This is a genomic window from Streptomyces sp. NPDC107471, from assembly GCF_055582845.1.
Genome location: NZ_JBVJPC010000007.1, coordinates 100,443 through 112,718 on the forward strand (window position 1 = coordinate 100,443; position 12,276 = coordinate 112,718).

Sequence of the window (12,276 nt, forward strand, 5' to 3'; positions counted from 1 at the left end):
ACACCGTTTCCGGTGTCCCCCTCAGGGCTGCTAGTCGCGGGCCGCGGTCAGGTGTTCCGCGTGTTCCTGGAGCGAACGGACGCCCACGTCGCCGTGGTTGAGGGCGTCGATGCCCTGGACGGCGGCGGCGAGCGCCTGGACCGTCGTCAGACACGGGACCGACCGCGCCACGGCCGCCGTACGGATCTCGTAGCCGTCGAGGCGGCCGCCGGTGCCGTACGGGGTGTTGACGATCAGGTCGACCTCGCCGTCGTGGATGAGCTGGACGATGGTCTTCTCGCCGTTCGGGCCGGTGCCCTCGGACTGCTTGCGCACGACGGTGGCGTTGATGCCGTTGCGCTTGAGGACCTCGGCGGTGCCGGAGGTGGCGAGCAGTTCGAAGCCGTGGGCGACGAGCTCGCGCGCCGGGAAGATCATCGAGCGCTTGTCGCGGTTGGCGACCGAGATGAAGGCACGCCCCTTGGTCGGCAGCGGCCCGTAGGCACCCGCCTGCGACTTGGCGTACGCCGTGCCGAAGACGGAGTCGATGCCCATGACCTCGCCGGTGGAGCGCATCTCCGGGCCGAGGACCGTGTCGACGCCGCGGCCGTGGATGTCGCGGAAGCGCGACCACGGCATGACGGCCTCCTTCACGGAGATCGGCGCGTCCAGCGGGAGTTCGCCGCCGTCGCCGTTGGCCGGGAGCAGGCCCTCGGCGCGCAGTTCGGCGACGGTCGCGCCCAACGAGATGCGGGCGGCGGCCTTCGCGAGCGGTACCGCGGTCGCCTTCGAGGTGAAGGGGACGGTGCGGGACGCGCGCGGGTTGGCCTCCAGGACGTAGAGGATGTCGCCGGCCATCGCGAACTGGATGTTGATCAGTCCGCGCACCCCGACACCCTTCGCGATGGCCTCGGTGGAGGCCCGCAGGCGCTTGATGTCGAAGCCGCCCAGGGTGATCGGCGGCAGCGCGCACGCCGAGTCGCCGGAGTGGATGCCGGCCTCCTCGATGTGCTCCATGACTCCGCCCAGGTAGAGCTCCTGGCCGTCGTAGAGGGCGTCGACGTCGATCTCGATGGCGTCGTCGAGGAAGCGGTCGACCAGGACCGGCCGCGAGGGGCTGATCTCGGTCGACTCGGCGATGTAGGACTCCAGGCGGGTCTCGTCGTAGACGATCTCCATGCCCCGGCCGCCGAGGACGTACGAGGGCCGTACGAGGACCGGGTAACCGATCTCGTCCGCGATGGCCTTGGCGCCGGCGAAGGTGGTGGCGGTGCCGTGCTTGGGGGCCGGAAGGCCCGCCTCGGCGAGGACACGGCCGAAGGCGCCGCGGTCCTCGGCGGCGTGGATCGCCTCGGGCGAGGTGCCCACGACCGGTACGCCGTTGTCCTTGAGCGCCTGCGCCAGACCGAGCGGGGTCTGCCCGCCGAGCTGCACGATGACGCCCGCGACCGGTCCGGCCTGCTGCTCCGCGTGGACGATCTCCAGGACGTCCTCCAGGGTGAGCGGCTCGAAGTACAGCCGGTCGGAGGTGTCGTAGTCGGTGGAGACGGTCTCCGGGTTGCAGTTGACCATCACCGTCTCGTACCCGGCCTCCGACAGCGCGAAGGAGGCGTGCACGCAGGAGTAGTCGAACTCGATGCCCTGGCCGATGCGGTTGGGGCCGGAGCCCAGGATGATCACCGCGGGCTTCTCGCGGGGCGCGACCTCGCTCTCCTCGTCGTAGGAGGAGTAGAAGTACGGCGTCCGCGCGGCGAACTCGGCGGCGCAGGTGTCGACGGTCTTGTAGACCGGGCGCACGCCGAGCGCGTGCCGCACCTCGCGCACCACGTCCTCACGCAGCCCGCGGATCTCGGCGATCTGCTGGTCGGAGAAGCCGTGCCGCTTGGCCTCGGCGAGCAGGTCCCGGGTGAGTTCGGGCGCCTCGGCCAGCTCGTCCGCGACCTCCTTGATCAGGAAGAGCTGGTCGACGAACCAGGGGTCGATCTTCGTGTACTCGAAGACCTCCTCCGGCGTGGCACCCGCGCGGATGGCCTGCATGACGGCGTTGATACGGCCGTCGGTGGGCCGTACGGACTCCTCCAGGAGGGCCGTCCGGTCGCCGGGCTCGCCCACGAAGGTGAACTGGCTGCCCTTCTTCTCCAGCGAGCGCAGCGCCTTCTGGAAGGCCTCGGTGAAGTTGCGGCCGATCGCCATGGCCTCGCCGACCGACTTCATGGTGGTCGTGAGGGTGGAGTCGGCGGACGGGAACTTCTCGAAGGCGAACCGCGGGGCCTTGACCACGACGTAGTCGAGCGTCGGCTCGAAGGAGGCCGGGGTCTGCTCGGTGATGTCGTTCGGGATCTCGTCCAGCGTGTAGCCGACGGCGAGCTTCGCGGCGATCTTGGCGATCGGGAAGCCGGTCGCCTTGGAGGCGAGCGCCGAGGAGCGCGACACGCGCGGGTTCATCTCGATGACGATCACCCGCCCGTCCTCGGGGTTCACCGCGAACTGGATGTTGCAGCCGCCGGTGTCGACGCCGACCTCGCGGATGATCGCGATGCCGACGTCCCGCAGGACCTGGTACTCGCGGTCGGTGAGCGTCATGGCGGGCGCGACGGTGATCGAGTCGCCGGTGTGCACGCCCATGGGGTCGAAGTTCTCGATGGAGCAGACGACCACGACGTTGTCGTGCTTGTCGCGCATCAGCTCCAGTTCGTACTCCTTCCAGCCGAGGATGGACTCCTCCAGGAGCACCTCGGTGGTCGGCGAGAGGGTGAGGCCCTGGCCCGCGATGCGGCGCAGCTCCTCCTCGTCGTGCGCGAAGCCGGAGCCGGCGCCGCCCATGGTGAAGGAGGGGCGCACCACGACCGGGTAGCCGCCGAGCGTCTCGACGCCCTGGAGGACGTCGTCCATGGAGTGGCAGATGACCGAGCGGGCGGACTCGCCGTGCCCGATCTTCTTGCGGACCTCCTCGACGACGTCCTTGAACAGGTCTCGGTCCTCGCCCTTGTTGATGGCCTCGACGTTGGCGCCGATCAGCTCGACGCCGTACTTGTCGAGGGTGCCGGCCCCGTGCAGCGAGATCGCCGTGTTGAGGGCCGTCTGGCCGCCCAGGGTGGGCAGCAGGGCGTCGGGGCGCTCCTTGGCGATGATCTTCTCGACGAACTCCGGGGTGATCGGCTCGACGTAGGTGGCGTCGGCGATCTCCGGGTCGGTCATGATCGTCGCCGGGTTGGAGTTCACGAGGATGACGCGCAGGCCCTCGGCCTTGAGCACGCGGCATGCCTGGGTGCCGGAGTAGTCGAACTCGGCGGCCTGGCCGATGACGATCGGGCCGGAGCCGATGACCAGGACGGACTGGATATCGGTGCGCTTAGGCACGCTGGCCCTCCATCAGGGATACGAAGCGGTCGAACAGGTAGGCGGCGTCGTGCGGGCCCGCTGCCGCTTCGGGGTGGTACTGGACGGAGAAGGCCGGCTGGTCGAGGAGCTGGAGCCCTTCCACGACGTCGTCGTTCAGGCACACGTGGGAGACCTCGGCGCGGCCGAACTTGGTCTCGCTGACCTTGTCGAGCGGCGCGTCCACGGCGAAGCCGTGGTTGTGCGCGGTGACCTCGACCTTGCCGGTGGTGCGGTCCTGCACGGGCTGGTTGATGCCCCGGTGCCCGTACTTCAGCTTGTAGGTGCCGAAGCCGAGGGCCCGCCCGAGGATCTGGTTGCCGAAGCAGATGCCGAACAGGGGCGTCCTGCGCTCCAGTACGGCGGTCATGAGCGCGACCGGGCCGTCGGCGGTCGCCGGGTCGCCGGGGCCGTTGGAGAAGAACACACCGTCCGGCTCGACGGCGTAGACCTCGTCGACGCTCGCCGTGGCCGGCAGGACGTGCACCTCGATGCCCCGCTGGGCCATGCGGTGCGGGGTCATGCCCTTGATGCCGAGGTCGATCGCGGCGACGGTGAACTTCTTCTCGCCGACCGCGGGGACGACGTACGTCTCCTTGGTGGCGACCTCCTCGTACAGCGAGGCGCCCTTCATCTGCGGCTGGGCCTGCACGCGCGCGACGAGCTCGGAGTCGGCGGGGATCGCCTCGCCGGAGAAGATCCCGGCGCGCATGGAGCCGCGCTCGCGCAGGTGGCGGGTGAGCGCGCGGGTGTCGATGCCGGAGATCCCGACGATGTCCTGCGCGACCAGTTCGTCGTCCAGGGAGCGCTGGGCGCGCCAGTTGGACGGCACGCGCGCGGGGTCGCGCACGACGTAGCCGGAGACCCAGATGCGGCGGGACTCGTCGTCCTCGTCGTTCCAGCCGGTGTTGCCGATCTGCGGGGCGGTCGCGACGACGATCTGGCGGTCGTACGAGGGGTCGGTCAGGGTCTCCTGGTAGCCGGTCATGCCGGTGGAGAACACGGCCTCGCCGAAGGTCTCCCCCACGGCCCCGTAGGCACGGCCGCGGAAGATCCGGCCGTCCTCCAGGACGAGTACCGCGGGGACCTTCGAGGCCCCCCTTGTGGAGGTCGTCATCGTGCGCCTTCCGTTTCCGTCTTGTTGATCATGGAGTTGATGGCGTCGACCCACTCGGTGTGCTCGGCCGCGTGGTCCGAGCGGAACCCCGAGTCGATCAGTCGCTCGCCGTGCGCCCAGGTCACGAGGAGGAGTCCGCCCTCGGTCAGGACCTTGCCGGCGATGCCCTTGCCGAGCACGGCCTCCCGCAGGGCCTCGCGCGGGATGAAGAAGTCGGTCGCCCCGGGGCGTACGACGTCCACTCCCGCGTCCGTCAGGGTGAGCTCGACCCGGCTGCGGGTGCCGAGGCCGTGCGCCACGATCCGGTCGAGCCACTGACCGGCCGTGGTGGAGCCGTGGTAGCGGCCGCTCATGCTCAGTCTCGCCGGGCCGGGGTCGTCCGGCGCGCCGGGCAGTTCGGGCAGGTCGCCCTGGAGCGTGCCGCGCCACTTCCAGCCCTCGCGCATCAGCCAGTAGACGAGCGCGACGAACAGGGCGAGGCCGACGAGCCAGCCGACGCGGGCGGCCCAGTCGGTGACCTCGGCCGACTTCTTCTCGGCTGCGAGACCGGCGGCCAGCAGGATTTCAGATGTCACGTGAGCTTCCCGTCGACGAGCGTGGCCTTGCCCCGGAGCCACGTGTGCGTGACACGGCCCGGCAGCTCACGCCCCTCGTACGGAGTGTTGCGGCTGCGGGAGGCGAAGCCCGCGGGGTCCACCGACCCACGGTATTCCGTGTCGACCAGCGTGAGGTTGGCGGGCTCACCAGCCGAGACGGGGCGGCCGTGTCCGGCGGCCTGCCCGATGCGGGCGGGCTTGAAGGACATGCGCTCGGCGACCCCGGCCCAGTCGAGGAGCCCGGTGTCCACCATGGTCTCCTGCACCACTGACAACGCGGTCTCCAGGCCGACCATCCCCATCGCGGCGGCGGCCCACTCGCAGTCCTTGTCCTCGTGCGGGTGCGGGGCGTGGTCGGTGGCGACGATGTCGATGGTGCCGTCGGCGAGGGCCTCGCGCAGGGCGAGCACGTCCCGCTCGGTGCGCAGCGGCGGGTTCACCTTGTAGACCGGGTTGTAGGTGCGCACCAGCTCGTCGGTGAGGAGCAGGTGGTGCGGGGTGACCTCGGCGGTGACGTCGATGCCGCGGGACTTGGCCCAGCGCACGATCTCGACGGACCCGGCGGTCGACAGGTGGCAGATGTGGACGCGGGAGCCGACGTGCTCGGCGAGCAGGACGTCCCGGGCGATGACCGACTCCTCGGCCACCGCGGGCCAGCCGCCGAGGCCCAGCTCGGCGGAGACGACGCCCTCGTTCATCTGGGCGCCCTCGGTCAGCCGCGGCTCCTGGGCGTGCTGGGCGACGACCCCGCCGAAGGCCTTCACGTACTCCAGCGCCCGGCGCATGATCACGGCGTCGTCGACGCACTTGCCGTCGTCGGAGAAGACGGTGACCCCTGCGGCAGACTCGTGCATGGCGCCCAGCTCGGCGAGCTTCCTGCCCTCCAGGCCGACGGTGACGGCGCCGATGGGCTGCACGTCGCAGTAGCCGTGCTCCTGGCCGAGCCGGTACACCTGCTCGACCACACCGGCGGTGTCGGCCACGGGGAAGGTGTTGGCCATGGCGAACACGGCCGTGTAGCCGCCGCTCGCCGCCGCGCGCGTGCCGGTCAGCACGGTCTCGGAGTCCTCGCGGCCCGGCTCGCGCAGATGGGTGTGCAGGTCGACCAGGCCCGGCAGGAGCACCTTGCCGGCCGCCTCGACGACCTCGGCGCCCTCGGCCGCGAGGCCCGTGCCGACCGCCTCGATGACGGAGCCGTCGATCAGGACGTCCTGCGGCTCGCCGCCGAGGACCTTCGCACCACGGATCAGGATCTTGCTCATGTGACTTACTTCTCCTCGATGCGGGTGTGGGAGGCGGCGGGTTCGTTCCCGCCGAGCAGCAGGTACAGCACGGCCATCCGGATGGAGACGCCGTTGGCGACCTGCTCCACCACGGTGCAGCGGTCGGAGTCGGCGACCTCGGCGGTGATCTCCATGCCGCGGACCATCGGACCGGGGTGCATCACGATGGCGTGCTCCGGCATCCGCGCCATGCGCTCGCCGTCCAGGCCGTAGCGGCGGGAGTACTCGCGCTCGGTGGGGAAGAACGCGGCGTTCATGCGCTCGCGCTGCACGCGCAGCATCATCACCGCGTCGGACTTGGCGAGCGTGCTGTCGAGGTCGTACGAGACCTCGCAGGGCCAGGTCTCGACGCCGACCGGCACCAGGGTGGGCGGGGCGACGAGCGTGACCTCGGCGCCGAGGGTGTGCAGCAGGTCGACGTTGGAGCGGGCGACGCGGCTGTGCAGGACGTCCCCGACGAGCGTGATGCGCTTGCCCGAGAGATCCTGGCCGATCCCCGCGTCCCGTCCGACGAGCCGGCGGCGCATGGTGAACGCGTCCAGCAGGGCCTGCGTCGGGTGCTGGTGGGTGCCGTCACCGGCGTTGATGACGGCCGCGTCGATCCACCCGGAGTTGGCCAGGCGGTACGGCGCCCCGGAGGCGCCGTGGCGGATGACGACGGCGTCGACGCCCATGGCCTCCAGGGTCTGGGCGGTGTCCTTGAGGGACTCGCCCTTGGACACGCTGGAGCCCTTGGCGGTGAAGTTGATGACGTCCGCCGAGAGACGCTTCTCGGCGGCCTCGAAGGAGATACGCGTGCGCGTGGAGTCCTCGAAGAAGAGGTTGACGATCGTGCGGCCGCGCAGGGTCGGCAGCTTCTTGATCGGCCGGTCGGCGACCCGGGCCATCTCCTCGGCGGTGTCGAGGATCAGGACGGCGTCGTCGCGGGTGAGGTCGGCGGCCGAGATGAGATGACGCTGCATCTGTCAGGCTCCGTAAGGCAGTTCAGGGGAGATTCCGGGCAAGCGAGGGCGCGCCGAGGGCAGGCGTGCCCCAGAGGGCTCGCTAGTGGGCCGGCTTCACACCGAGCAGCACGGTGTCGCGACCGTCCTCCTCGACGAGCTGGACCTTGACCGTCTCCCGCAACGACGTGGGGAGGTTCTTGCCGACGTAGTCGGCGCGGATGGGCAGTTCGCGGTGGCCTCGGTCGACGAGGACCGCGAGCTGCACCGCGCGGGGACGCCCGATGTCGTTCAGGGCGTCCAGGGCGGCGCGGATGGTGCGGCCGGAGAAGAGCACGTCGTCGACGAGGACGACGAGGCGGCCGTCGATGCCGTCACCGGGGATCTCGGTGCGGGCCAGCGCACGCGGCGGGTGCATGCGCAGGTCGTCGCGGTACATGGTGATGTCGAGCGAACCGACCGGGATCCTGCGGTCGGTGATCTCCTCAAGCTTCGCGGCGAGCCGCTGGGCGAGGAAGACGCCCCGGGTCGGGATCCCGAGGAGCACCACGTCGTCGGCGCCCTTGGCGCGTTCGACGATCTCGTGGGCGATGCGGGTCAGCACGCGCGCGATGTCCGGGCCTTCGAGAACGGGCCGGGCATCGGACGCCTGGATATCGGAAGTGTCCTGCTTGTCCATACGAAACGGACCTCCTTCTCCGCCTCACGGGACGGACCTTAAAGGACGTCGGATTTGCGCCATCCACCGTAGCAGGCCGGAACGAGGTCCCGATTCACCCCCTTGGCCCAATCGACCTCCACTCTCACGGAAGCGTCGGTGTGGACCATTCGGCTTGACGCACAAGAGTCACGCTGCGTAACCTCACAGTGAGTTACCAGACGCGCGGCTCGAAACCACTGCGGCCGCGTCGATCCAGTGTCCGGGGAGCTATATGTCCAGCGAATACGCCAAACAGCTCGGGGCCAAGCTCCGGGCCATCCGCACCCAGCAGGGCCTTTCCCTCCACGGTGTCGAGGAGAAGTCCCAGGGACGCTGGAAGGCGGTCGTGGTCGGTTCGTACGAGCGCGGCGACCGCGCGGTGACCGTGCAGCGTCTTGCCGAGTTGGCGGATTTCTACGGCGTTCCGGTGCAGGAGCTGCTGCCCGGCACCACTCCGGGCGGGGCCGCCGAGCCCCCGCCGAAGCTGGTCCTGGACCTGGAGCGGCTGGCCCACGTCCCGGCCGAGAAGGCCGGCCCCCTCCAGCGCTACGCCGCGACGATCCAGTCCCAGCGCGGTGACTACAACGGCAAGGTGCTCTCGATCCGCCAGGACGACCTGCGCACACTCGCCGTCATCTACGACCAGTCCCCCTCGGTCCTGACCGAGCAGCTCATCAGTTGGGGCGTGCTGGACGCGGACGCACGTCGCGCGGTGTCCCACGAGGAGAGCTGAGCCGCTCCCAGCCTCAGCAGAAACGTGCCGCCGGGGTGGCCGGAACTTCACCGTTCCGACCGCCCCGGCGGCTTTCTGCGGGCCTCGTGGGGCTCTCGCGCCCCGACGTACGCCTGAGGGCCCGCAGCGATCGTGCTGCGGGCCCTCAGGCGATTGTGCGTCCCGGTCGAGCCGCGGCGGCGCCTCGGCCTACGCCTCGTCCCGGCGCAGCGACGGCTTCAGGTCCTTGAGCCGGCCCAGCAGGCCGTTCACGAACGAGGGCGACTCGTCCGTGGAGAACTCCTTGGCCAGTTGCACCATCTCGTCGAGCACCACCGCGTCCGGGGTCTCGTCGACCCAGATCAGCTCGTAGGCGCCCAGACGCAGGATGTTGCGGTCGACGACCGGCATCCGGTCCAGCGTCCAGCCGACCGCGTACTGCGCGATCAGCTCGTCGATGCGCTTCGCGTGCCCCGTGTAGCCCTCGACGAGCTGCATCGTGTACTCGCTCACCGGCGGCTGCCTGGTGTCCTCACGGGACAGCCGGATCCAGTCCGCCAGGACCGTCAGGACGTCGACGCCGCGCTGGTCGCCCTCGAAGAGGATCTGGAAGGCGCGCTTGCGGGCCGTGTTGCGGGCAGCCACGGTTAGCTGTTCACCCGGCCGAGGTAGTCGCTCGTGCGGGTGTCGACCTTGATCTTCTCACCGGTGGTGATGAAGAGCGGGACCTGGATCTGGTGACCGGTCTCCAGGGTGGCGGGCTTGGTGCCGCCGGTGGAGCGGTCGCCCTGCAGGCCCGGCTCGGTCTCCTGCACGACGAGCTCGACGGCGGCAGGCAGCTCGACGAAGAGCACCTCGCCCTCGTGCTGCGCGACGGTGGCCGTGAAGCCCTCGATCAGGAAGTTGGCGGCATCGCCGACCGCCTTGCGGTCGACCATGAGCTGGTCGTAGGTCTCCATGTCCATGAAGACGAAGTACTCGCCGTCCATGTACGAGAACTGCATGTCGCGCTTGTCGACAGTGGCCGTCTCGACCTTGACGCCGGCGTTGAACGTCTTGTCGACGACCTTGCCGGACAGCACGTTCTTGAGCTTGGTGCGCACGAATGCGGGGCCCTTGCCGGGCTTGACGTGCTGGAACTCGACGACGGACCAGAGCTGGCCGCCTTCGAGCTTGAGCACCAGGCCGTTCTTGAGGTCGTTCGTGGAAGCCACGGTTGCGGAATCTCCTGGACTGACGTGGACGACCCCGGCGCACGCACGTTGCCTATAGTGCGAGCAGCTCCTTGGTCGTGATGGTGAGTAGCTCGGGTCCGCCGTCCGCCTCGGGGCGTACGACGAGCGTGTCATCGATCCGGACGCCGCCCCGTCCCGGGAGGTGGACCCCCGGTTCGACGGTGACCGGCACGCAAGCGTCCAGTTTACCCATGGCCGCGGGGGCCAACTGCGGGTCCTCGTCGATTTCGAGTCCCACCCCGTGTCCGGTGAGGCTCGGCAGCCCCTCGTGATGCCCCGCGGACTCCAGTACCTGGCGTGCCGCACGGTCCACGTCACGGTAGGCGGCGCCGGGTGCCAGCGACTCCCGTCCGGCCCGCTGAGCGGCGAAGACGAGGTCGTAGAGCTCGATCTGCCAGTCCGCCGGAGACGTACCGATGACGAAGGTGCGGCCGATCTCGCAGCGGTAGCCGCGGTAGCTCGCGCCCAGACAGACGGAGAGAAAGTCGCCCTCCTCGACCCGGCGGTCGGTGGGCCGGTGGGCCGGGCGGCCGGAGTTCGGACCGGTGCCGACGGAGGTGGCGAAGGCCGGGCCGTCGGCGCCGTGGTCGACGAGGCGGCGCTCCAGTTCCAGGGCGAGGTGCCGCTCGGTGCGGCCCACGAGGATGGACTCCAGGAGTTCGCCCAGGGCCTGGTCGGCGATCTCGGCGCCGATGCGCAGGCAGGAGATCTCCTCCTCGTCCTTGATGACGCGGAGCTGCTCGGCCGCGCCGCCGAGGTCGGCGAGGCGCAGCCGGGGGGCGACCGAGCGGATCGCCCGGTGCCGGGCCACCGTGAGGTGCTTCTCCTCCACGGCGAGCGACTCCGCGCCCTGAGCGGTGGCGAGGTCGGCCGCGGCGACGGCCGGGTCGCCCCCGGCGCTAGGAAGGTGGTGCGGTCGCAGGGCCTCGTCGGGACGCCCGACGCCGGGACGGTCGTCCGGGGGGCCGGCGCACACCAGGAGGTCCTCGGTCCTGCCGAGGAGCAGCACGCTGCCCCGCGGGGCGGCACCCGCGAGGTAGCGGACGTTGGCCGGACGGGAGATCAGCGCGGCCTGGCTGCCGCCGGCCTGGCAGCGGTCGCGTAGGCGGGTTCTGCGGGTGGCGTACACCTCTGACATGACTTGAGCGTAGGAGCTTCGCAGGTTGAGCGCCGTTCGGGCGAGGCCGAGTGGGGGTCGGCCGTCGTCCGCGGGACCGGTGGCGCCCGCGCGGCGGACCTCCGGGGCCCTCGGTCCGTCCGGCGGTCCTCGCCTACCAGCTCGGCGGGCTCGCGATCGACCGCGCCAGGACGTCGTCCAGCACCTTCGCCGTCTGCACCACGTCCATCTGGCTGTTGTCGATGATCGGCAGGCCCGAGCCGTACCAGCCGGCCATCCGGCCGTGGATCCGGGCCACCTCCTCGTCGGTCAGGCGGCGGTTTCCGGAGCGCTCCGCGTTGCGCTCCAGGACGATCTCCAGGCCGGGCAGCAGGACCACCGGGAGCAGTCCCGGGCCCACGTGCCGCTTCCAGCCGCCGAGGCCGACCACGGGCCGGTCCGGGAAGACCGCGTCGTCGAGGATGCAGGAGATGCCGTTGGCGAGGAAGTTGCGGGCGGCGAAGCCGCAGGTGCGGCGGGCGAGCCGGTACTGGGCCTCGGAGTGGTCGTTCCAGCCGGACTGCGGGTCGGCGAAGCCCGAGCGCACCCACTCGCGCACGTCGTCGAGGCTGATGTGGGCGGTGGGGACCCGGCGGTGGTCGGCCCAGTACTTGGCGACGCTCGTCTTGCCGGCGCCCGCCGGGCCGATGAGCAGCACCGCGAGGGTGGTGCCGGCGGGGTCGGGCGCGGCGACGGGCGGGGTGCTCGGGGCGCCCACGGGTGCGCCGGGCGGCAGGGGCACATGGCCGGTGGTGTCGGGTACCGGACCCGGCGAGTGCTGCGGCGCGGGCGGGACCGGTGAGTGCGGCGGCGTCGGGGGTACGGGACCCGGGGTGAAGCTCGGCGGCGTCGGCGGTACGGGAGCCGGGGTGAAGCCCGGTGCCGACGGCGGCGGGGGCACCGGGGCGGAGCCCTGGTGGGCACCCGGGTGATGCGGTCCCGGGTGGTGTGCGGCCGACGACCAGCCGGCGGCCGGTCCGTGCCCCGGCTGATGGGGCGGCGGCAGCGGAGAACCCACTGCGTGCTGCATCCGGTGCCACTCCGTCTCGTCTTTTTCGGCTTGCTCGCCGCGGGGTGCTCGCGTCGGTGCCGGGAGCCCGAGCGGAGGTGGCCCGAAAGCCCGTGCCCGCTCGTCCTCACGGCTCCGACGCGCCCCTCCGGCTCACTCGCGTCAGGCTG

General features: G+C 70.8%; 11 protein-coding genes. 1 reads left to right on the top strand and 10 read right to left on the bottom strand.

Annotated features, from left to right (window positions below):
• Positions 1-30 precede the first annotated feature (30 nt).
• The 6 genes from carB to pyrR form a co-directional block, all read right to left on the bottom strand.
• Positions 31-3,339 carry a carbamoyl-phosphate synthase large subunit gene (gene carB, locus ACZ66S_RS23950; protein ID WP_469903567.1) on the bottom strand — a complete coding sequence of 1,103 codons (3,309 nt, stop codon included), beginning with the start codon at positions 3,337-3,339 and terminating at the stop codon, positions 31-33.
• A complete protein-coding gene (gene carA, locus ACZ66S_RS23955) occupies positions 3,332-4,474 on the bottom strand; it encodes a glutamine-hydrolyzing carbamoyl-phosphate synthase small subunit (protein WP_469903568.1) in 1,143 nt (380 codons plus the stop codon). The genes carB and carA overlap by 8 nt, the downstream gene beginning before the upstream one ends.
• Positions 4,471-5,049: a PH-like domain-containing protein gene (locus tag ACZ66S_RS23960; protein ID WP_469903569.1), complete on the bottom strand. Its 579-nt coding sequence runs from the start codon at positions 5,047-5,049 to the stop codon at positions 4,471-4,473. Before ACZ66S_RS23960 ends, carA begins: the two co-directional genes overlap by 4 nt.
• A complete protein-coding gene (locus ACZ66S_RS23965) occupies positions 5,046-6,332 on the bottom strand; it encodes a dihydroorotase (RefSeq protein ID WP_469903570.1) in 1,287 nt (428 codons plus the stop codon). Before ACZ66S_RS23965 ends, ACZ66S_RS23960 begins: the two co-directional genes overlap by 4 nt.
• 5 nt (positions 6,333-6,337) lie before the next feature.
• Positions 6,338-7,315 (bottom strand): aspartate carbamoyltransferase catalytic subunit, encoded by a 978-nt coding sequence (locus ACZ66S_RS23970; protein ID WP_469903571.1) that lies wholly within the window; start codon positions 7,313-7,315, stop codon positions 6,338-6,340.
• An 82-nt stretch (positions 7,316-7,397) separates the two neighbouring features.
• Complete coding sequence (gene pyrR / locus ACZ66S_RS23975) at positions 7,398-7,973, bottom strand: bifunctional pyr operon transcriptional regulator/uracil phosphoribosyltransferase PyrR (protein ID WP_053852070.1); 576 nt, start codon at positions 7,971-7,973, stop codon at positions 7,398-7,400.
• A 253-nt stretch (positions 7,974-8,226) separates the two neighbouring features.
• Between pyrR and bldD the strand changes: the two genes are divergently transcribed.
• A complete protein-coding gene (gene bldD, locus ACZ66S_RS23980; protein ID WP_003956405.1) occupies positions 8,227-8,727 on the top strand; it encodes a transcriptional regulator BldD in 501 nt (166 codons plus the stop codon).
• A gap of 189 nt (positions 8,728-8,916) precedes the next feature.
• Here the strand turns inward: bldD and nusB are convergent, their stop codons facing one another.
• From nusB to ACZ66S_RS24000, 4 genes are all read right to left on the bottom strand, one after another.
• On the bottom strand, positions 8,917-9,351 hold the full coding sequence (gene nusB / locus ACZ66S_RS23985; RefSeq protein WP_469903572.1) for a transcription antitermination factor NusB: 435 nt from the start codon (positions 9,349-9,351) through the stop codon (positions 8,917-8,919).
• Between the two features lie 2 nt (positions 9,352-9,353).
• The gene (gene efp / locus ACZ66S_RS23990) at positions 9,354-9,920 is read right to left on the bottom strand and encodes an elongation factor P (protein ID WP_020117452.1); all 567 of its coding nucleotides are present in this window, start codon (positions 9,918-9,920) and stop codon (positions 9,354-9,356) included.
• A 52-nt stretch (positions 9,921-9,972) separates the two neighbouring features.
• Entirely contained in the window at positions 9,973-11,079 is a 1,107-nt protein-coding gene (locus tag ACZ66S_RS23995) for an aminopeptidase P family protein (RefSeq protein WP_469903573.1), read from the bottom strand.
• A 133-nt stretch (positions 11,080-11,212) separates the two neighbouring features.
• The gene (locus tag ACZ66S_RS24000; RefSeq protein WP_469903574.1) at positions 11,213-12,127 is read right to left on the bottom strand and encodes a Pro-rich N-terminal domain-containing protein; all 915 of its coding nucleotides are present in this window, start codon (positions 12,125-12,127) and stop codon (positions 11,213-11,215) included.
• Positions 12,128-12,276: the final 149 nt, after the last annotated feature.

Excerpts from the sequence above, each read along its gene's own strand:
- carA (WP_469903568.1), bottom strand. The coding sequence starts at position 4,474 with ATGACGACCTCCACAAGGGGGGCCTCGAAGGTCCCCGCGGTACTCGTC.
- ACZ66S_RS23965 (WP_469903570.1), bottom strand. The coding sequence starts at position 6,332 with ATGAGCAAGATCCTGATCCGTGGTGCGAAGGTCCTCGGCGGCGAGCCG.
- pyrR (WP_053852070.1), bottom strand. The coding sequence starts at position 7,973 with ATGGACAAGCAGGACACTTCCGATATCCAGGCGTCCGATGCCCGGCCC.
- ACZ66S_RS23995 (WP_469903573.1), bottom strand. The coding sequence starts at position 11,079 with ATGTCAGAGGTGTACGCCACCCGCAGAACCCGCCTACGCGACCGCTGC.
- ACZ66S_RS23970 (WP_469903571.1), bottom strand. The coding sequence starts at position 7,315 with ATGCAGCGTCATCTCATCTCGGCCGCCGACCTCACCCGCGACGACGCC.
- bldD (WP_003956405.1), top strand. The coding sequence starts at position 8,227 with ATGTCCAGCGAATACGCCAAACAGCTCGGGGCCAAGCTCCGGGCCATC.
- ACZ66S_RS24000 (WP_469903574.1), bottom strand. The coding sequence starts at position 12,127 with ATGCAGCACGCAGTGGGTTCTCCGCTGCCGCCGCCCCATCAGCCGGGG.